The sequence below is a fragment of the Bacillus sp. FJAT-27445 genome (assembly GCF_001510665.1).
Taxonomy (GTDB): domain Bacteria; phylum Bacillota; class Bacilli; order Bacillales; family Cytobacillaceae; genus Bacillus_D.
The window spans coordinates 630031-650681 of sequence record NZ_LMTI01000002.1; the positions used below are offsets into that span (position 1 = coordinate 630031).

The 20651-nt window shown below is 45.3% G+C and carries 21 protein-coding genes; 4 read left to right on the plus strand and 17 right to left on the minus strand.

Going from position 1 to position 20651, the window contains the following annotated elements; translation table 11 throughout:
• Nucleotides 1-11: 11 nt before the first annotated feature.
• On the minus strand, nucleotides 12-485 hold the full coding sequence (locus AR337_RS07765; protein WP_059171428.1) for a DUF948 domain-containing protein: 474 nt from the start codon (nucleotides 483-485) through the stop codon (nucleotides 12-14).
• A 205-nt stretch (nucleotides 486-690) separates the two neighbouring features.
• Between AR337_RS07765 and AR337_RS07770 the strand changes: the two genes are divergently transcribed.
• Complete coding sequence (locus tag AR337_RS07770) at nucleotides 691-1806, plus strand: aminopeptidase (protein ID WP_059171429.1); 1116 nt, start codon at nucleotides 691-693, stop codon at nucleotides 1804-1806.
• A 76-nt stretch (nucleotides 1807-1882) separates the two neighbouring features.
• On the opposite strand, the gene murC is transcribed toward AR337_RS07770, so the two are convergent.
• The 7 genes from murC to AR337_RS07805 form a co-directional block, all read right to left on the minus strand.
• Entirely contained in the window at nucleotides 1883-3184 is a 1302-nt protein-coding gene (murC, locus tag AR337_RS07775; RefSeq protein ID WP_059171430.1) for a UDP-N-acetylmuramate--L-alanine ligase, read from the minus strand.
• 184 nt (nucleotides 3185-3368) lie between these two features.
• The gene (locus AR337_RS07780) at nucleotides 3369-5804 is read right to left on the minus strand and encodes a DNA translocase FtsK (protein WP_082686908.1); all 2436 of its coding nucleotides are present in this window, start codon (nucleotides 5802-5804) and stop codon (nucleotides 3369-3371) included.
• A 184-nt stretch (nucleotides 5805-5988) separates the two neighbouring features.
• Complete coding sequence (locus AR337_RS07785) at nucleotides 5989-6804, minus strand: DUF1444 domain-containing protein (protein WP_059171432.1); 816 nt, start codon at nucleotides 6802-6804, stop codon at nucleotides 5989-5991.
• Between the two features lie 366 nt (nucleotides 6805-7170).
• Complete coding sequence (locus AR337_RS07790; RefSeq protein ID WP_059171433.1) at nucleotides 7171-7485, minus strand: thioredoxin family protein; 315 nt, start codon at nucleotides 7483-7485, stop codon at nucleotides 7171-7173.
• Between the two features lie 173 nt (nucleotides 7486-7658).
• On the minus strand, nucleotides 7659-8174 hold the full coding sequence (locus tag AR337_RS07795) for a hypothetical protein (RefSeq protein WP_059171434.1): 516 nt from the start codon (nucleotides 8172-8174) through the stop codon (nucleotides 7659-7661).
• Nucleotides 8175-8355: 181 nt separating this feature from the next.
• Nucleotides 8356-8874 carry a DUF84 family protein gene (locus tag AR337_RS07800; protein ID WP_059171435.1) on the minus strand — a complete coding sequence of 173 codons (519 nt, stop codon included), beginning with the start codon at nucleotides 8872-8874 and terminating at the stop codon, nucleotides 8356-8358.
• Between the two features lie 139 nt (nucleotides 8875-9013).
• On the minus strand, nucleotides 9014-10087 hold the full coding sequence (locus AR337_RS07805; protein ID WP_059171436.1) for a M42 family metallopeptidase: 1074 nt from the start codon (nucleotides 10085-10087) through the stop codon (nucleotides 9014-9016).
• Between the two features lie 184 nt (nucleotides 10088-10271).
• Here AR337_RS07805 and AR337_RS07810 point away from each other — a divergent pair, with 184 nt between their 5' ends.
• Nucleotides 10272-10592: a PepSY domain-containing protein gene (locus tag AR337_RS07810; protein ID WP_059171437.1), complete on the plus strand. Its 321-nt coding sequence runs from the start codon at nucleotides 10272-10274 to the stop codon at nucleotides 10590-10592.
• A 44-nt stretch (nucleotides 10593-10636) separates the two neighbouring features.
• Here the strand turns inward: AR337_RS07810 and AR337_RS07815 are convergent, their stop codons facing one another.
• From AR337_RS07815 to AR337_RS07825, 3 genes are all read right to left on the minus strand, one after another.
• Nucleotides 10637-11479 carry an MBL fold metallo-hydrolase gene (locus AR337_RS07815; protein ID WP_059171438.1) on the minus strand — a complete coding sequence of 281 codons (843 nt, stop codon included), beginning with the start codon at nucleotides 11477-11479 and terminating at the stop codon, nucleotides 10637-10639.
• Nucleotides 11480-11597: 118 nt separating this feature from the next.
• Complete coding sequence (gene trmB, locus AR337_RS07820; RefSeq protein ID WP_059171439.1) at nucleotides 11598-12239, minus strand: tRNA (guanosine(46)-N7)-methyltransferase TrmB; 642 nt, start codon at nucleotides 12237-12239, stop codon at nucleotides 11598-11600.
• Nucleotides 12236-12442 carry a hypothetical protein gene (locus tag AR337_RS07825; protein ID WP_059171440.1) on the minus strand — a complete coding sequence of 69 codons (207 nt, stop codon included), beginning with the start codon at nucleotides 12440-12442 and terminating at the stop codon, nucleotides 12236-12238. Before AR337_RS07825 ends, trmB begins: the two co-directional genes overlap by 4 nt.
• Nucleotides 12443-12510: 68 nt before the next feature.
• On the opposite strand from AR337_RS07825, the gene AR337_RS07830 reads away from it, so the two are divergent.
• Nucleotides 12511-12798, plus strand: coding sequence for a YtzH-like family protein (locus tag AR337_RS07830; RefSeq protein ID WP_059171441.1), 288 nt, complete (start codon nucleotides 12511-12513; stop codon nucleotides 12796-12798).
• Here AR337_RS07830 and AR337_RS07835 read toward each other — a convergent pair.
• The 6 genes from AR337_RS07835 to pepV form a co-directional block, all read right to left on the minus strand.
• Nucleotides 12793-13566 carry a phosphotransferase family protein gene (locus AR337_RS07835; RefSeq protein WP_059171442.1) on the minus strand — a complete coding sequence of 258 codons (774 nt, stop codon included), beginning with the start codon at nucleotides 13564-13566 and terminating at the stop codon, nucleotides 12793-12795. The two genes, AR337_RS07830 and AR337_RS07835, sit on opposite strands and share 6 nt — an antisense overlap.
• Before the next feature lie 273 nt (nucleotides 13567-13839).
• A complete protein-coding gene (gene pulA, locus AR337_RS07840; RefSeq protein ID WP_059171443.1) occupies nucleotides 13840-15981 on the minus strand; it encodes a type I pullulanase in 2142 nt (713 codons plus the stop codon).
• On the minus strand, nucleotides 15968-16951 hold the full coding sequence (locus AR337_RS07845; protein WP_059171444.1) for a diacylglycerol kinase family protein: 984 nt from the start codon (nucleotides 16949-16951) through the stop codon (nucleotides 15968-15970). Before AR337_RS07845 ends, pulA begins: the two co-directional genes overlap by 14 nt.
• Nucleotides 16952-17003: 52 nt before the next feature.
• Nucleotides 17004-17552: an RNA 2',3'-cyclic phosphodiesterase gene (gene thpR / locus AR337_RS07850; RefSeq protein ID WP_253701550.1), complete on the minus strand. Its 549-nt coding sequence runs from the start codon at nucleotides 17550-17552 to the stop codon at nucleotides 17004-17006.
• Between the two features lie 137 nt (nucleotides 17553-17689).
• Nucleotides 17690-18556, minus strand: coding sequence for a D-amino-acid transaminase (gene dat / locus AR337_RS07855; protein ID WP_059171446.1), 867 nt, complete (start codon nucleotides 18554-18556; stop codon nucleotides 17690-17692).
• Between the two features lie 14 nt (nucleotides 18557-18570).
• Complete coding sequence (gene pepV, locus AR337_RS07860) at nucleotides 18571-19995, minus strand: dipeptidase PepV (RefSeq protein ID WP_059171447.1); 1425 nt, start codon at nucleotides 19993-19995, stop codon at nucleotides 18571-18573.
• Nucleotides 19996-20405: 410 nt separating this feature from the next.
• Between pepV and AR337_RS22670 the strand changes: the two genes are divergently transcribed.
• Nucleotides 20406-20627: a DeoR family transcriptional regulator gene (locus tag AR337_RS22670; RefSeq protein ID WP_053367433.1), complete on the plus strand. Its 222-nt coding sequence runs from the start codon at nucleotides 20406-20408 to the stop codon at nucleotides 20625-20627.
• Nucleotides 20628-20651 lie beyond the last annotated feature (24 nt).

The following is a 20651-nucleotide window of genomic DNA, read 5'->3' on the forward strand; positions in this document are numbered from 1 at the left end:
TAGCCTCCTTATTATAAATTCGCCCTGGATCTCGGCTTAGCCAACTCGCTATTCTCCGCTGACGCAGCCGCTGCTTGCTTTCTTGCATTCCATTTGTCTTTCAGTTCAAGCAAAACATTGCTCCATTGGACAATTTGAGAAATCTTTTCCTTATTCTGGTCAATCTGCCTGTCAACAGAGCCTACAATCGTCTGAACCGACTGATTGAATTTGTTGACGGAAGTACCGACCCCTTTTACTGCATCGACAACAGTGTTTAGGCTCTCGGATTTCCTGTGTATATCATCCGCAAGAGCATTCGTTTTATGCAAAAGCACTGCTGTTTCCTTTGTAACACCGTCGAGCTGGCTTTCAAGGCCTACGAGTGTCTTTGAAACGCTCTCCAACGTTCCTTGTAAGGATTTCAAGGTCTTAGCCAAGTATATTACAAGGATCAAAAATGCAATGGCGATCAGCGCCACACTTAAGTAAAGGATTATTACCATAAACATTGCACCTCCATTAATCTTCACTTACTTTTACCCATAGCCCATCCCAATAAACAGGGCGCATTAATATTATTTCCATAAAACTTTATTTTTTCCTTCCTCGTATAAAAATGTTTTTTTAAAACAACTAAATAGTCAACTATGCCCGCTTCGGTTAAACTAATAGTTGAAATTAATTTTGGTGAATATTGGAGGCTGAAAAATGAAAGACCCTCGCATTGAGACACTGGCAAGAAATCTTATCAATTATTCTGTCCAGCTCCAAAAGGGAGAAAAAGTGCTGATTGAAAATTTCGGGCTTCAGCGTGAGCTTGTTACCGCGCTGGTAAAGGAAGCGTACGCAGCTGGAGGCTATCCCTTTGTCCTGTTGAAGGACCATCAGGTTGACCGGTCCCTCCTCATGGGGGCTCAGGAAGAAAACTTTTCAATGATGGCTGATTTTGAAGCTTCAGTCATGAAGGAAATGGATGGATACATAGGTCTCCGTTCAGGCGACAACATTAATGAACTTGCTGATGTCCCGGATGAAAAAATGAAAATCCATGGCAGTACCATAGGGAAAAAGGTACACAGGGATATCAGGGTCCCTAAAACGAAATGGGTTGTCCTTCGTTACCCAACATCTTCAATGGCCCAGCTCGCAAAAATGAGCACGGAAGCATTCGAAGATTTTTATTTCAACGTCTGCAATCTTGATTACAGCAAAATGGATGCCGCCATGGACAGCCTTGTCGAGTTGATGGACAAAACTGATATGGTTCGAATCACAGGTCCAGGAACCGACCTGACTTTTTCAATCAAAAACATAGCCGCAATTAAATGCGCAGGCCAAATGAATATTCCGGACGGTGAAGTTTATACGGCTCCTGTCCGTGACTCTGTAAATGGCACGATCACCTATAATACCCCTTCCCCTTACCAGGGATTTATCTTTGAGAACGTCAAGCTGACATTTAGAGACGGCAAAATTGTTGAAGCTGAGTCAAATGATTCAGAGAGAATCAACAAGATATTTGATACGGATGAAGGTGCCAGGTACATTGGAGAGTTCGCAATTGGTGTGAACCCGTATATCCAGACCCCTATGCAGGATATCCTGTTCGATGAAAAAATTGATGGAAGCTTCCACTTCACTCCTGGTCAATGCTACGATGAAGCTTCCAATGGCAACCATTCCAATATCCATTGGGATATGGTCAATATCCAGCGCCCTGAATACGGAGGCGGCGAAATCTATTTTGATGATGTTCTGGTCAGGAAGGATGGCCGCTTCGTCATTCCTGAACTTGAAAAGCTGAATCCCGAGAACTTGAAATAAATCGAAGAAGGATGCAGGCGGGCCTGCATCCTTTTTTTCGTATCCAATAAAAATCTGTCCAGCAGGCTATATTGCTCTAAGCGCTATAGGCTTTTTCATAGGCTTCCTGGAATTTCTGAATGTCCCCGGCGCCCATGAAAATTATGACGCTGCCTTCATGTCCGCGGAGAATCGTTGTGCCTTCCTCCGCCATGATTTCAGCTCCGCTAATCTTTTCCTCAAGGTCCTTAATTGTGAGCTTTCCCTGATTTTCCCTGGCTGAACCAAAAATATCACATAAGTACACTTTATCAGCCTTGCTTAGGCTCTCGGCAAACTCCTGAAGAAACGCCTGTGTCCTCGTGAAGGTGTGGGGCTGGAACACAGCAACAATTTCCCTGTCAGGGTACTTCTGCCTTGCAGCATCAAGAGTGGCCTTTATTTCCGTAGGGTGATGCGCATAGTCATCAATTACAGTTTGGCTGCCAAGCTGCTTTTCAGAGAACCTCCTCTTAACACCTTCGAAGGTTTTTAATTGCCCTTTTACCAGATTCACATCTACCCCTTCATAATGACAGAGCGTGATGACTGACAATGAATTCAGGATATTATGATCCCCATACGCCGGGATGGAGAATGTATCAAAGAAAGTATTGCGGACAAAAACATCAAAGGTTGTCCCTTCAGGGCTTTTGATAACATTTCGGGCCTGGAAATCATTGTCCTCGCCAAAGCCGTAAAATACTACAGGTACCTTAGCCTGAATTTTTTGCAGTTGTTCATCGTCCCCACACGCGATAATCCCTTTTTTCACCTGGAGGGCCATCTGCTGGAATGCCGAAAAAACATCATCCAGATTCATAAAATAATCAGGATGGTCAAAGTCAATATTGGTCATAATTGCATAGTCCGGAAAATACGAGAGGAAATGCCTTCTGTATTCACAAGCTTCAAACACAAAATAATGGGCATCATGTTCGCCTTTGCCCGTTCCATCGCCAATCAAATAAGAAGTGGGCTTAGCCCCTTTTATCACATGGGCAAGCAGCCCAGTCGTCGATGTCTTGCCATGCGCACCGGTAACCCCGACACTAACAAATTTTTGCATAAACTCACCGAGGAAACGATGGTAACGGATGACCTCCAGACCAAGCCGTAAAGCCTCCTGTATTTCCTCGTGGGTGTCTGGAAATGCATTTCCCGCAATAACAACCATTCCGGGCTGAACGTTTTCTTTTTGAAACGGAAGGATCTTTATTCCAGATTGCTCAAGAGCCTGTTGGGTAAAAAACCGCTTTTCCACATCAGAGCCCTGCACCTCATAATTCATATCATGGAGAACTTGTGCCAGTGCACTCATTCCGGACCCCTTGATACCTACTAAATGGTAAATAGTCATATAAAGAACCTCCAACAAACGTCTTTCTGTAAAACAGTATATGACATGTAATGGCATTTGGTAATTGGAAACATGCTCCATGTCTGTGACTCAGTTTTGATATTATTGAATTATAGCATGTTTGGAGCCCGAACACTAAATCCTGATACTTTCAGTATTCTCCCATATCCCTGCTGCATACATCTTAAAAATGGACAGGCCCTGCTTCCTGCAATGATTCCAGCTCTGATTCGGTGATGAGCACATCCCGAGGTTTGCTTCCCCTGGAGCCCGAAATGAATCCCGCTTCCTCCATCATGTCAATCAGCCTCGCGGCACGGTTATATCCGACCTTAAAACGCCTTTGAAGGCTTGATGTAGAGGCCCCGCCCTGTTCGACAACAAACTCGCAAGCTTCAAAGAAAAGTTCATCCTCATCCTCGGTTACTTGTGCCTTCTTAAGAAGTTCCTCCTGCTCAAACAAATATGCAGGGCTTCTTTGTTCCCTAGCAAAGGAAACAACCTTATCGATTTCGGCATCCGATACGAATGTCCCTTGGAGCCTGACCGGCTTCGACGATCCATTTTCCAAAAACAGCATATCTCCCCGTCCAAGCAGCTTCTCTGCACCGCCGATATCAATGATGGTACGAGAGTCTATCTGTGAGGAGACCGAGAAAGCAATCCGGGTTGGAACATTTGCTTTAATCAAACCGGTAATGACATCAACTGAAGGTCTTTGAGTTGCGATAATGAGATGGATCCCGCAAGCCCTTGCCTTCTGGGCAATACGGCAGATGGCTTCCTCAACGTCGGCGGGAGACATCATCATTAAATCGGCAAGCTCATCAATGATGATGACAATGAACGGCAGCTTTTCTGAATATCGTTTTGCTTCTAGCGCGACCTCATTGTAACGGTTGATATCACGAACCCCGGCATGGGCAAACAGCTCATAGCGCCTTTCCATCTCCTCCACCGCCCACTTCAGGGATGCGGTGGCTGCTTTGACATCCGTAATGACCGGACTTACCAAATGCGGGATTCGGTTATACGGTGCTAGCTCAACCATTTTCGGATCGATTAGCAGAAGCTTCAAATCATCCGGGCTCGCCTTATAAAGAAGGCTAACAAGGATGGAGTTGATGCAAACACTCTTGCCGGAACCAGTCGCGCCCGCGATTAGTCCATGCGGCATTTTCTTCAAATCAGTCACAATTGGATTACCAGAGATATCTAGGCCCAAAACCGCAGTTAATGGGGAAGCATTCTCCCTGAATATCGGGCTGCCAATAATTTCACTGATGAGGACTGGGCGGGATTTAGGATTCGGCACCTCAATTCCGATGGTATGCTTACCAGGAATAGGGGCTTCAATCCGAATATCACGCGCAGCCAGGCTAAGTTTTATATCATCGGACAAATTAGTAACCTTGTTAACCTTTACCCCTGGTTCGGGATGAAGCTCGAATCGAGTGACGGAAGGGCCTTGCGTCACATTGACAACCTTCGCGCCAACATTGAAATTAAACAACGTTTGTTCAAGCATGTTCCTTCTTTCGGAAAGCCATCCGGGATCCCCTTCAGCCTTTACAGGCGGATTTAAAAGGCCGATACCCGGAAAATGATAGGATTGGTCCCACTCACGATCATCCGCGATTTTCAGTTCAGGTTCAGCAATCTTTATCTCCGTCGGCTGATTTTCTTGATTGAGCTGTTTTTTCCAAGATTTGTTTTCCTCATATTTCTTTTTATCCTGTTTTAGCATAAGGACATTAAATGGCAAATGGGAACGCGAAGCTGCAGGTTTTTTTTCCGGTTCAGACTTCGGGTTTACAGCCTTGAAACTGTGAATCTGCGAGGTTTCCTCTTCTTTTTCGAGGGAGATTATATTTTCGCCGGCTTCCTTGGCATCGTTGTCCTCATTCTCATCTCCCTTTACCTGGAGATTCAAATCTCCTTCACTTTTCAAGGTGACTTGGCCGTCTTCAAGGAATGCAACTGGTTCAACTTCCTGAACGAACACTTCCCCATCTTCTAGCAGTGCCGCAAGTTCATCTTTTACCTGAAAAGTATCAGGTTCTACTTGCACTTTCTCCATATCATGTATGTATTGAAGATGATTTTCTTTATGCTGAAAAATTTCTTCAACTGTAATTGGAACGTCAGTACCGGCCTGCTGTTCGGGAAAGTCCGATGCTTTTTCAGTCATCCCGACTTCCTCGCCTAAGATTTTCCCCAAAAATACATCCTCGGAAGAAATGAACCCCTGTAGTTCATATTCAACCTCTACCTTCTCCTTCTTAGCTGGCTTGTTAAAACCATATATAGGTGAGGGGATCTCAGAAGGGGTGAACGGGCGAACTTTCTTTTGAGCCATATCATGTTTTACAGGTTCCTTCTTCGGCAGTGTACGGGCAATGGCTTTTTCCTCTTTTGGTAATGGCGCCTGTTGTTTCTGATGCTTTCTTTCATCGGGTATAAGCGGGAAACGGAATTTCCCCTTTGGATATTCATAAGCAATTTTCACATCAAGTTCTTTATTCAATCTATTCCTAGCAGGAGGCTTTATTGGAGCTACAGTCTCTTCATCGGAAGGTTCTTCCTGATTATTCAGCAGCCTGTTAAATAAACTTTTCATAAAACTCAAATCCATCACTCTTTCCGAAAAACTTCTTCACTCTATTTTATCAGGATTTCGCAAAACTTCGACAAGATTCAGCGATTTTTAGCGAAAATAAGGATGATTGGTCAAATAGAATCAGTCTACGGAAATCATTACAAATTACAAAGTAAGATTTATAGGTGAAAAGACCTATAAAAATTTATTTTCTAGTCCTTTTTTGAGGTTTGTTTGTTCTCAGGATGAATATTGGCTCCAGTTCCCCATTCTCATAAAGGAAGGATAAGGCAGTTACTGGCACCTTTCCGGCTGCGAAAAAACCCATCGCCATTTCGGATAGAACATCATACCCCGTCTCATTCCTTATATCCGCGATAATCAGGACATCTTGGTGCGGGATTGCAATGGCCATTGTACCGGCAATCCTCGTGCTCATTTCCACAAGAAATCCTTTGTTCAATATCCTGCTAGCATCGTATCCATCGTTGGTATTTAAAAAATAAAAGATGTTTCCAGCCACAGTGTCCTCTTTTACCGGGACAGGGAGGGATCTTACATTAAACATCGCCATTTCCCTTATCTGACCGGGATTCCATCCTTCCTTTTTCAATAGGTGAGAGTCAATTAGCCTGTAGGAATTCCCCATATCGTAAGCATAATAAATTCTAGTTTCCGCGGTGTGATCATCATATAGAAATGGGTTTCCCTCTTCCGCCTCGGCAGGAAAGGAAGCAGACCGAATCACGGGGAAGATTTTTTTCTCTCCCCCGGCAATCGTTGCCTCACTATCCATTGCTTGCAGTCCTTCTTCTATGTAATAAACCATTTCATCAATTATTTTGTCTTTCCTATCATGCCATTTGGCAACAATCCCTGCAATTGAAACCGTTATTCCTTTTCCACTATCCTCATTTTCTACCCGGAGTTCGTCTTTGTCCCTGTTATAAGAAAACTTCCGGCCAGGCTTTGCAAGCCTTCCCTCCAGCGTTTCCCTCATTTTCCGGCTATCCATTTTCATAAAGGCAGTCCTCCATCAACTTAATAACGACACAGAAGCATGGCCAATTCGCCTTGCTGTTTTAGAGTGCAAAAAAATAATGCCAGAACAACATGCGCAAGCGCCTTGCTCAGCCCCGACCAGCATAAGACGGGGCCCGCAGGACATTGATTGGCATCCCTGAATCCGCCCACGCACGAAGGAAATGCGAGCATTTCCGAGGACGGGCCAGCCCTCCGGAGGGAATCGGCTTATGACCTCGAGGGGCTAGGCGCTGTAGCTGGATTAATATAACTTATTTCGAGTTATCCACAATGTTCGATTTTAGAATTTTGTAGACGGCCAAAAAACCTCCATCCCTAGAAGCGGGATGGAGGATTCAGCAAATTAGCGCAGGCCTGTCATAAATCCTGCGATTTCCTCTGGGGTTTTCCTGTCCTTGCTGACAAAACGGCCGAGTTCCTCTCCGCCTTCAAAGCCAATGAAACTTGGTATCCCGTAAACATCAAGCTGCTGGCACAGGTCTATGAATTTGTCCCTGTCTACGTAAACAAATGTGAAATCCTTGAATTTCTCCTCTATGTCCGGGATAACCGGCTCGATTACCCTGCAATCCGGGCACCAATCCGCAGAAAACATGAATACATGTTTTCCGGCATTTTTATATTCTTCAAACTGTTCCATCGACTCCAACTGTTTCATTTGAATTCCTCCTGTTTCACCAATTGGCAAAAACCTTTTTCTAATCATATCAAGCAGTTTCCTTCTGGTCTAATCATTCGACCTGCAATTCAATATGCATTTTATTTTTCCCCATTCTCCCTTAAAACAAACAAAAAGCGGAGGCCACACCCTGGCCTTCCGCTCGCTAATCTTTATTTTTTTATTTCTGCCGAATTGGCAATCTGCATCATTATTAACGCCTCGTCATCGAGGCTGGAAGTTTTTGTTTCTGTCGTGATCTTTACGCCCCCGACACCAGTTGTCAGGATGTTCATATCATCTTCAAGGCGTTCCACCAGCAGGTATCCCAACTTGCCTTCACCCTTGAAATTTTCATCAATTTCAAGCTTTTCATATTGGGCAACCGATGCTTCATAAACGACTTTGCTCTCTTTATCCTCATTAGGGTTATAAAAAAGAATATAAGTTTTTGCGCCGTTTTTCAAAATTATATTATTTGGAGATTCTTTTTTAATTTCAAACCCAAAAGGCAAATAAAAATCAATATTTGCGGTTTTTTTATTTGGAGTTTTTTTCTTTTCATCAAAGGCGGTTTTTGCCGCTTCTTCGGCTTTGGCACTCTCGGTATTGTAGGATGCCTTACCGCAAGCCCCAAGTAAAAGGACGGAAAGTATAAGGAGTATTGCAGTCCGTATAAATCTATTCAAATCTTTTCCTCCCGGCATGCCAGTCCATTCAAGCAGAGGTCCGCATACTCATGCAGACTGAGAGGACTGTCGGATTATGGAATACTTCGACAAATTTCTACTTCTACTTCTATCATACTCCCATGTGGAAAAGGTGGCAACCCTTATCCAATAACTTGCCAGGTATGGAAATTACAGGCGGCTAAAAATTGCTTTTTCGATATTGATACTGCCCAACCAAAAGCTTTGTCACATGAGTAAACATATCCGCACGGTTAATTTGGCCATTCGTAAAAATGCCGATAGCCCCTTCAGCTTTACGGATATTTTTTTTCTTTGTATATTCATCCATAACAGGCCCGAGTTCCCGCCCGGCCAGAAGCTTTGCCGCAATTTCATCTGGAAGCGGAATCCGGGCTCCGCCTGCTATTAACGGGGGATAACCAGGTTCGGCCAGTACGCCCCAGTTGCAAAGGAACATGCCGTATTTTGTCAGGTGTATGCCGCCTTCGAGGCCAATCCCAATTGTCCCGCCCCCTTGCTCCAATGCGGCTTGGGCGCGATTCATGGCCCCTTCGATTGTTTCTTCATCTGAAAACGGTTGTGCAGAAACGCCGGATTGAACATCAAGCGTGATAAACTCCGCTGAATCATTTAAGATAAATGCATTTTTGACCGCTGCGGCCTTTGCTGGGTTCTCTGAACCAATGATAATTTTCATTTCAATTCCTCCAAGGTGCATTATTTCCCCATTATCAATTCTTTAATTTTCGGCAAAAAAACGCCTTCGCCATTATACACAGCGAAGGCCCCATTACCTATTCTTCTCTAATTAACGAAATAGCTTTCGGCCAAATTTATTAGCTCTGAGATTTAATTGTTTCCACTGTCGTTTTATCGAATGCCTTTACAAGCCTTACGAGCAATTCCTTTGCAGCGGCGTAGTCATCGACATGCATAATGGACGCATGTGTATGGATATACCGGGCGCAAATGCCAATTACAGCGCTTGGAATTCCTTCAAGAGAGGTATGGACTCGCCCAGCATCCGTCCCGCCAGCGGAAACAAAGTACTGATATGGAATATTGTGTGACTCGGCTGTATCAAGAATGAACTCCCTCATTCCGCGGTGCGTAACCATAGAGCGGTCCAGAATCCTTAAGAGCGTTCCCTTGCCCAGCTGGCCAAACTCATCCTTATTCCCCGCGGCATCGTTCGCCGGGCTGGCATCAAGGGCGAGGAACAGGTCTGGTTTAATCATGTTTGCGGCAGTCTGTGCGCCGCGAAGCCCAACTTCCTCTTGGACGGTCGCACCTGAATAAAGCGTATTCGGAAGCTCCAATCCATCCACTTCCTCAAGCAGTTCAATAGCCAATCCGCACCCATAACGGTTGTCCCATGCCTTGGCGAGGATCTTTTTTGGATTGGCCATTGGCGTGAATGGGCAAATCGGTAAAATTTGCTGGCCAGGCATGATACCAGCGCGCTGCGCATCTTCCTTATCATCCGCGCCAATATCGATGAGCATATTTTTTATTTCCATTGGCTTATTCCGTTTCGCTTCATCCAGCAAGTGCGGCGGAATTGAACCGATTACCCCGATAACCGGCCCATTACTTGTCATGATTTGTACCCTTTGCGCGAGAAGGACCTGGCTCCACCAGCCACCCAGAGGCTGAAAGCGAATCATTCCATTCGAAGTAATGGCCGTAACCATGAAGCCAACCTCATCCATATGGCCCGCAACCATTATCTTTGGAGTGCCACTCTTGCCTTTTTTCACACCAAAAATACTGCCAAGATTGTCCTGGATAATTTCATCGGAAAAAGGGGCCAGGCGTTCCTTCATATATGCCCTGACAGCATGCTCGTTCCCTGGCGCTCCAGGTAATTCGGTCAATGTCTTGAATAATTCCAAAGTTTTCTCGTTCATGTCGCTCTCGCACTCCCTAATTGTTTTATCGCAACCAGTAGGCTGCACTTATATGTACATGAATAATTTTACAGAACTTTCACTCTAGTTTCCATACCCACAAATAATTCTATATGAACTGCTATTAAATCTAGGATATACTAAAACTGATGCAATGGTATTCAAAACCGAAGGGGTGGTTTTTATGAATTGGAAAGCATTTTTGCTTGGGGCAGTTGCCGGGGCTGCTGGAGCATACGCCGTCAATGCCGCAATTTCGCAAAACATCGATTTATCGGCCCAAAAGGTTCTCAGCCATGCCAGGGGCCAATTTAAGCTTTCCGGACCTGTCAGCGGCTCATGGATTCATATGGAAGCCGTACCTTTTGAAAAGAATGGAATTCAGTACCGGGTTTACAGAGGAGGAATTACGCGAATTTCTCCAGGGCTTGCCGATACAGGCGAACAATTTGAATTTGTTGCCGATGCTACGACAGGAACGATCCTTGATGTATATAAGTTATAGGAAGAGAATAGGAGACCGCCGGTATGGGGTCTCCTATTTTTTTGTTATCTCTGCCTTTTTACGCTTGCGATTATTTGCCCCTGCTCATCCCATTTCACTGCCCGGTAGAAGGCATCATGATAAAAGGTGAACCAAGCCCCTTTTTCCTGGCTGTCTCCGATCCATTTCCGCTTTGCGAAAATTGAATCCATTGGGTAATCATCATAGGCAAGGACCCATAGCGGATTCGAGTGGGCATGGGTCGGCATTAAATCAGCCATGTGGACCGCCATCTCTCCGCCATCCTCAATAAGGATGATTGAGTGGCCGTCACTATGGCCCCCTGTATGCACCATTGTAAAAGGACCATGCTTCCATTCGTTTTCAAAAGGTTCGATTTGGCCTTCAATCGCTTCCCAATTTTCTTTCCAGTATGTATTCATCGACCGAATATTGGGGTTCCTCATCTCGTCCCATTCAATCTTAGATGCGATGATTTTTGCATTTGGGAACACGGATGAATAGGATCCATCTGCGTTCAGCTTCGTCAGGCCGCACGCATGGTCAAAATGAAGGTGGGTCATCAGGACATAATCGATATCTTCCGGTTTCAGCCCGATTTTTTCAAGCTCAGCCTCCAGTTCCGATTCTTCCGTTGCCCCGTAATTCCTCTTTTGCTTTTCCGTAAGCTTGCCGTTTCCCATTCCGGATTCAATTAAATAGTTGCTTCCATTGTGCTGAATCAGGATTGGGTCGGAACGCAGCTCGATTTGATTTTTTTCATTGCATGGGTATTTCTTTTCCCAAAGCGGCTTCGGTACCACTCCAAACATGGCTCCGCCGTCCATATGGGTTACCCCACCCCTAAGCCAGACAAGCTCAAGCCCGCCGATCATTAAGCTCTCCATAGAAGATCCCCTCTCCTCGTACTTTTTTCATTTTAACATTACTGGACTATCTTTTCTTTAATGACACTTTCGGTTTAATGAAAAAGGGTGTCCACCCAAATGGATGGACACCCTCTTACTATGACCGATACATCGCTTCGCAACGATAAATGCGGTTGCCTTTTCCGGAGAATTTCTCTTCATATTCAGTCATGATATTTCCTTCGAACTCACTATTATGCAAATCCAGGCTGACATCCTTCAACCGCATTCCATATTCTGAAAAGCTTACAAGGGAATATTCGAACAATCCCTGGTTATCGGTTTTAAAGTGGATTTCCCCGCCATCTATCAAAATTTGTTCATATAGTGACAAAAAGCTTTTATATGTCAAACGCCTTTTTACGTGTCTTGTTTTTGGCCATGGATCCGAGAAATTCAAGTAAACACGGCTTACGTCGTTTTTTGCAAAATAAGAAAGCAGGTCGGCCGCATTAATGTTCAGTAACTTTACATTTGGCAGTTCCGCTTCAATAAGCCGATCGAGCGCTGCTGCAAGGACGCCTTGGTGCAGTTCGATGCCAAGATAATTGATTTCTGGATTTGCTTCAGCCATACCGGTTACGAACCTTCCTTTACCAGTTCCAACTTCAATATGGAGAGGGTTTTCATTGCCAAACACTTCATGCCATTTGCCTTTGTGTTCTTCTGGGGCTGCTATGCAATAGTGCGGGTATTGCCGGATTTTTTCCGCGGCCCATGGTTTATTACGAAATCTCATACGTACACTCCCATTTTCTCACCCAGCTGGACGCCATATGGCCTTTTAAGGACATTGGCTGAACAGGCCAGGTATTTCTCAATGCCAAATTTCACATGCTTTCTTATTTTTATCATGAACCCTTTTGGCTTGCAAGCTGTTCTGGCAAAATCCGCCTGCCTTTCACCTGTATAAACGATAAGAGGAATCCATAACCTAGTCATGGATTCCTCTTATTAGCACCCTTAAAAAGAGGGGGTAAATGATGGATACAGCGGAAAGGATGATTTAAATGCCATTAAACAATCAGGACAAGGCTACTGTCCTAAGGGATATTTTGAGCAGCCATCAGACTGACTGCTGCGGGTCGGTAGCGGAATGCGAACAGGTCGAGCGGCTTGTTAAATCGCTGATGGCTCAAACTGGCATTAACCAAAATGTAAAAGGAGTTCTTCAGGAAATTTATGAATATGGCCAGCATGGCGCCCAAAGTGCCGACCTTGACTCCCATATTCAAACAAACCAAGGCCGCCTTTCAAATTGGCTTGACGATATCGACCAATTTTCCGGACAATTATAAAAGGCCTGTGAGGAAATCCGTCCATTTGTTCATTTCCTCGAAACGGCCTCTTCTTTTATGCCACTGGATAGACTCGATTGCCTGGGCGGCCACATACCATTTCATTCGCCGCTTTAACTGCTCTGTCAGTTTAGTACCATAGCGGTTCAGCCATTCCTCCCAGTCCTCCTCGGGAATGTACCAGTAGAGTAACATTCCCAGGTCAATCGCCGGGTCTCCTACCATCGCGCCATCCCAGTCGATTAAATACAGGCGGCTGTCTTCTCCGAGCAGCCAATTGTTATGGTTTACATCGCAATGGCAGACCACATATTCATGGAAGTGAATATTTCCGACTTCCTTTTTTAAAAACATGTTCGCCTGCTGGACTTCAGGCATTTCAGCAACCCCTGGATCAAGGCCCTTCTCCAGCTTCGCAAGCATCTTCTCTGGAAGAACAGGCGCCTTACCTAGCCTGCGGAGCATCAATAACATCGCCTCGGAGCGGTGAATTTTCTTTAAAAGCTTCGCGACCCGCTCTTGTGCCATTTCATGAGGTTCCAGTTCTCGGCCGCTTTTCCATTGCTGGGCTGTAATCACATCGCCATTTTCAAGCCTCTTTGTCCAGACAAGCTTGGGTACGATACCTTCCGCGGAAAGGACCGCAAGGAATGGTGATGAATTCCGCTTCAAAAAAAGCCTTTGCTCATGGTGCGTAGCAAAAAAAGCTTTCCCCGTGGCTCCCCCGGCGGGGGTAATTTCCCAGTCTTCCCCTAATAGATAGTCCAAAATTAGTCACCTACAGTTTGTCCGGCAGCCATCGGTTTTTGTTCCCGGATCTATTTTGCCAAAGTCTAAAGTTAGAATGAAATCGTTAAATTCTCAGTAGAAAGAAAAAGACAGCTATTGCCAATTCAATAGCTATCTTATAAATTTTATCCCTTTTCGCCATTTTTCGTCAAGGGGATGAATGAAAAAATCCTTTGTCTTAAAAATTATTGTCTGTTTTTGGCCGGTTGCCGGACACTTTCTTCCAGTGGATCCACCCTCGCTTCATAGCCTTCACAGTTTCAAAAGGACCATGATGCTGACTGGTTCCAATATGGCATTATCGCCTTGCTCTATGGTCCGTAGCGGTTTGGATCCGGCATGGAGATCATCGGCCAGGACGTGCCAATCACCAGCGGGCAGCTGGATATGGTGGATAAATGCGGTAGGGTTAACCAGAAGAACGGCCTCCCCCTCCTGCCATTCATCTTTGAACAGAAAACCAATCAGGGGGTGTGGCAGGCCTAAATCGGCTAGTACCGTTCCAATTTGTTCCGTACTTCTCATCCTAAAACAGGATAGCATCCTCCTGATCTCGATGACTCCTTTTATATAACGGACATTTTCTGAATTGTTAGCCCCTCGTTCCCAATCAAGCCAATTTATGCTGTCAGGAGACTTATAGCTGTTACCCTCCCCGGCTTTTGTCCGAAAAAATTCCTGGCCGCTGTGCAGGAAAGGAATTCCCTGGGATAGGATGACAAGGCTGGTCGCCAGGCGGTGGCATTTCCTTTTCAAAAGCTCGCCAGATTCGCCAAGGCAAGCCTCCAGCTTATCCCAAAGGGTATGATTGTCATGCGACTCAACATAATTGACGGATTTTCCCGGTTCGCTAAAAAGTGCTTGCCCTGAAAATAAACCGACACTGCCCGCGATTACTTCCTTAGCCTGGTCCGCGTACATTCCGTTTCCGAGGGCATAGCCCCGTTCATAAAGGTTGAAGGTGCTCCCTTTGATTGTATCCCGGAAGCGGTCGTTGAACTGGCCGATTGATGGCAGCAGGAGCTGGTTACGAATTGTCGCTTTCTCACCGGGAGGGAGAGGGGTATTGAGTTCCCAGCCTTCCCCGATGATCAGCATTCCCGGTTTAATGCTGTCGCAAATTTTGCGGATTTCATTTACCGTTTGAACATCCAGGATTCCCATTAAATCGAAACGGAACCCGTCAATATTATAATCCTCCACCCAATAACGGATCGACTCGAGAATAAATTTCCTTGCCATCATGCGCTCGGATGCAAAGTCATTGCCGACTCCTGTTCCATCCGAAGGGAGCCCATTTTCGTTGTAGCGGAAATAATAGGCTGGAACGATGTTTTCAAACGAGGATTGCTCCCTAATGTATACATGGTTATAGACTACATCCATGATGACCCTAAGGCCTACCCTGTGGATGGACTCGATCATCTCTTTTAAATCTCGTATTCTCGCATACGGATCCTCTGGATTACTTGAATAGCTTCCTTCCGGCACATTGAAATGCAAAGGATTGTAGCCCCAATTGTAGTCATCGCGCCACCCTGTTTCATCGACGCCGGCAAAATCGTTGAAAGGGAGAAACTCAATGTGGGTTGCCCCAAGATCCTTTACATACTGTATTCCGGTTGCACTGCCATCAGGACCTGAAGCATCGGTTTCCGCAGCTCCTGAAAAAAGCCCTTTATTTTTTATGCCGCTGGCGGGATGGATAGTAAAATCACGAATATGCGTCTCATAAATAACTGCATCGGCCGGATGGCTGAATGTCGGTATCTCAACTTTGGGAACAGCTGTATTTTCCAGCCTTGCGACGACTCCATGCTTACCATTGGCAGTTACAGATTTGGCATACGGGTCAACAGCTTCCCTCCACTCCTGATTAATGGACAACATGTAGGTATACCGTGCAAGCTCAAGGTCCCGGTCGAATTCCACAGACCAGACGCCCTTTTCTCCGCGCATCATTTTCACCAGTTCAAAGTACTTCTCACCCCGCGGGAAAAGCTTCAATTTGACATTTGTGGCCGTCGGTGCCCAAACCTTGAAGGAAGTACGACCTTCACCGCATACAACGCCAAGATCATTGCCATTGTAAAAAAATTCACGATCGAATTCGTTTGTTCGAATGACCGCGCCAATCTGAACGTCCGTCCTGCAGCCTGCACCACAAACAATCCAATTGTCAGAGCCGAATGGATAAACACCTGAAAATGTACAGGTAAACTTTATATGCCCTTCGATTTCCTGTCGGTCATTAATAGAGAGTTTTTCCTCTCCCAGGCTGTTCTCAAGAATAAAATAGGAGGGCTCGGTTCCCCGAATGGGCAATGGCAGCAAAACCGTGATGCAATTCATCCCGTCCAAGTATGCAAAAAATGTCCGTTTAATGGATTCCATTTGCCTCACCCCTTACTTCCATGTCCTCTGCCAATCCTTGCCGAGCCAAAATCCTGACGGCATGAGGAATCACCTTTATTTTTTCCGTTGTAGCCATGCCGAGGTATTCTCCATCCGCATGGAAATGTATTGGAAAGGAGGTTTGAACCGATACTACCCTTCCTCTAAACGTATGTACCTCTTTAAAATGTATATGTTTCCCCCAAAAAACACTAATAAACACCAACAATAGCTTCTTTTTTGAAAGGTGGTGGACAACCGTGACATCAAGCTCACCATCATCAGGCTTAGCCTTGGGTGAGATGATCATCCCTCCTCCATAAAACGGCTGGTTTGAAACCGTAACAAACCATGCCTGGTCAAAGATATGGTCGCGTCCGTCTATAGTCAAGCGAATCGTGGTGCGTTTATACGTTATCAATTCCTTCAGTAAAATATAAACATAAACGAGCTTACCGAGTGATATTCGGTTGAAAATGCTTTTTATCCGGGATTCATTCGCCTTTTTCGAAACGAGCGCATCAAAACCCGCTCCTGCATTGTTGATAAAAAGGGTCGTCCTGCAGTTCAGGGAAAGGGATCCACAGTCGGTTAAAGTTTCCGTTACCCCTTGATTTCGGAGGAGATCTTCCATGGCTTCTATGGGATCGGATGCAATCTTGTATCCGCGTGAAAAGTCATTTCCCGACCCCGCTGGGATAAAACCAAAGGCAACCGATCCGGAATGCCCGATCCCATTCAACACTTCGTGGGCAGTCCCGTCCCCGCCTACCGCGGCGACAACCGCATTCCTTCCGGCTGTCAGCTTCACTGCTTCCCTGGATAATTCAATGGCGTGCCCACGGTATTCAGTAAAAAAAGCCCGGTATGGAATGTGAAGGCTTTTGAGCCTTTTCTCAACCTTTTTCCAAATTGCAAGGCATCTGCCGTTTCCCGCTTTGGGGTTCACGATAAAATAAAACGTTTCCATCTGCCGACTCCCGTCCCCGTAAAAGTTCTTTTCTCTCTATGTATGATTTTATTTAGCCGTTCAGCCTGAACTGTTTTACAGATTCATATTTAGGGGTTTTCTCCATATTTGTTCTGTAAACGACTACTTCTTCCAGCAAAAAGCCAAGGTCCAGGGGCTGATCCGCCAAAAATTTTTGATTGAAAGGACCGTTGCCCTCCCAATTCCTCGCAAGTGTTACATGGGGAGCGAACGGCCTCTTCTCCAATTGGAAACCAGCTTCTTCACAGTTTGTAAAAACACGGTTTCTTAGCTCCCCCAACTCAACGCTGTTTAAAAGCCCAGCCCAAAACACCCTTGGGCTATCTTTTTGTCCGAAAGTCCCAAGACCTGTCAGCTCCAAGGAGAACGCCTTCATTCCCTGAATGGCACTCTCCACCAATTGGCTTGCCTTTTCCAATTTAGCTTCAGGTGCATTCCCGAGGAAAGCAAGTGTTATATGCAAATCCTCGTGATGGACCCAGCGCCGGAATGGATGCAGTCTTTTCAGCTCTTCAATCCTGTTTTTCATTGCAAGCTTCGTCTCTTCTGGAATCCTTGCCGCAAAAAAATAATGGCTCATTTTATCCATCCTTTTAATCTATTTTAGCAAAACATCCCCATTTAAGGGGAAACATTCCTTATCATCGGAAAAATCAGGGCCGCCCATACATCATGGGCAGCCCTTTCTAACAAGCTCTGTTTCTTAAAGAGCCTTGCTTATATATTTTCACCAAGCTTTCCGCATTGCCTTTCTATTTCCTGCTCGAAGAGGGATTGAAGCGCTTTGGTTACAGGCCCAGGCTTGCCGTTTCCAACTGGCTGGCCGCCTGCCTCCACGACAGGAGTAATTTCCGAGGTTGTACTGCCAACCGCAATCTCATCGGCCGATTTCAATTCCGCAATAGAAAACTCTTTTTCTACAAATGGGATGCCATTTTCAAGGCACAATTTTTCGAGCGTCTGCCTTGTAATACCATTAAGGATCAAGTTGTTGGCCGGGTGGGTATAAACCGTTCCGTCCTTGATGATGAATATATTAGAGGAGCTTCCTTCCGTAACTTTATCTCCCCTGTGAAGGATGGCTTCGTAGCAGCCAGCTTCGGCTGCTTTTTGTTTTGCCAGAATGTTGCCGAGCAAATTCAGGCTTTTGATGTCGCAGCGCAGCCAACGGATGTCCTCAGCCAGTATTGTTTTAACTCCGGAAGCAAGATTTTTCGATGGGCGCGGCATGTCCCTTGTATATGCGACAAGCGTCTGGGCGACCCCAGCCGGCGGAAACGCATGGTTCCTCGGCGATGTTCCCCTTGTTACTTGCATGTAGACAATCCCTGTCCCAATGCCATTCTTCTCGATTAACGCGGTAAAAAGGTTTTCCAGCTCTGCAATCGTCCATCCAAGCTTCATGCCGATTTTTTCCGCGCTCGAGACAAGGCGCTCCAAGTGCTCGCTGGCAGTGAACATTTTCCCGTTATAGACGCGAATTACCTCGTAAACTCCATCTCCGAATTGATAGCCACGGTCTTCAACGTCAATTTTCGCCTCTTGCCTAGTGATGAATTCTCCATTTAAAACTACATATTCCATATATTTTCCTCCGTTTACTCTTCCCGGGCCAACTCATAAATTGCCTGGGCATAGATTGCTGCGGACCTAAGTAGATCTTCGATAAACATGTATTCATCCTTTTGATGGGCAATATCCGGCCTCCCTGGGAAGAGAGGGCCGAAAGCGACGCCGGATTTAAGCGACCTTGCATACGTACCGCCGCCAATCGCAATCAATTCCGCAGGATCGCCAGTCTGCTCCTCGTAAACCTTTTTAAGCACCTGGATAAGGAAATCATTTTCATCCACATGATGAGGGTTTGAATTGGTGAACTTGCCAATATGAAAGCCGTTTCCCTGTAAAACAGGCTGCATTTTCACTTTTATGTCGTCCATCTTTGCCGTAACCGGATAGCGAAGGTTCAGGCCAAGCCTTCCGCCTTCTTCCTTTTTATAGGCAAGCTTGCCCACATTAATTGTCAGTTCCCCGGAAATATCGTCACGGTAAGCGACCCCCAGCCTGCTGCCCCTGGAATCCTTGAAGAAGTAGTTCGAAACAAACCCGAAATAATGCTTTGCCCTTGAATCTGTATCAAGAGATGAAATGAATTCGGCCAAATATAAGCCCGCATTCTTGCCGTTCTCCGGCTCCATCCCATGCGCTGATACTCCCTTTACCTCAAGGATTGTTTCGCCGGCATCCACATAATAATTTTTCTCTAGCCCGTGCTGGTCCATGAATTCAAGGAACTTCTGCATAATTTCTGTTTCGCAGTTATGTACAAGAAGTCCAGCTTTCGCAAAATCCGGCACCATATTGTATCTGCGGCCGGATTCAAACCGGAGTACTTCAACTTGTCCGTTTTCCCCTTCTTCCGCAGTTGATGTTTCCTGTACAAGGTCAAAGTCGGAAATTCCCTTCTCCGCGTTAATAATCGGGAAATCCGCGTCAGGCGCAAAACCAAGGCCAGGCATTTCTTCTGTTTTAAAATAACGGTCCACACAGCGCCAATCGCTCTCTTCATCTGTACCTATAATCATCCGCACTCGCTTCTTTAACGGCAAGCCCAGCTCTTTTACAATTTTCATGCCGTAATAGGCAGCCATTGTCGGTCCCTTATCATCAAGGGCTCCGCGCGCATATATTTTCCCATCCCGGATTTCGGCTGAGTAGGCATCGCTTGTCCAACCATCACCTTCAGGAACAACATCAACATGGCAAAGAATGCCCACTAGTTCCTTGCCTTTGCCCATTTCAATATGCCCGGCAAGATTGTCTGTATTTTTTACTGTAAAGCCATCTTTTTCGCCAAGGTTCAGCATAAAGTCAAGGGCTTCCTTGATTCCTTGGCCAAGCGGAGCCTCGAGTGAATCGGCTTCCTCGTCCAGGACGCTTTTAATCTGCAAAAGCTTCCGTGTATCCTCCAGGAGATTGTCCTTTCTTTTCTCAACTTCTTCCAACCAATTGACATTACCCATTAGAAAACCTCCCAATACAGTATATGGGAATCGCCCATAAATTAAGACTTTCCTTATGGCACTAATCTTACCAGTAAATTTTTTAAAAACGAAGTAATTGGTGGTTGAAAAAATAAAAAAGTATCTTTACCTAAATATTCAATTTTTCCCCCTTTTCTCAAGTTAATATCAAAAAATGAATAAAAAAATGAATTTTTTATATGATTTCCGAATATTCCATATGAATTTTTCATAAATATTTTGTAAATTTTCTGTTTTAGGTAGAAATCCTGTGGAAAGAGGGATACAATATAGGCAATTACATGTTTTGGAAGGGAGTGGCTGCTTGGAAAGGATTTCATAATGGATCTTAACCGGCCGCCGTCTGAAGGATATGCCAATGGGTTGAAAAATGGATAGGGAGTGGTTTTTTGAAACCTTCGACTAACCGTATGTTAAACCGCATCAAGTGTATCTACATGTTCATCTCAAAGAACGGTACTGTGACCACACAGGACCTAGTAGAGGAATTCGGCATCACTCCACGTACCATTCAACGAGATTTAAACGTCCTGGCCTATAATGACCTTGTCCAAAGCACAAGCAGAGGTAAATGGACCACCACACAAAAAAGAGTAAAAATGTCCTCATAGAAACATGGGAAACCGCCTGGATAT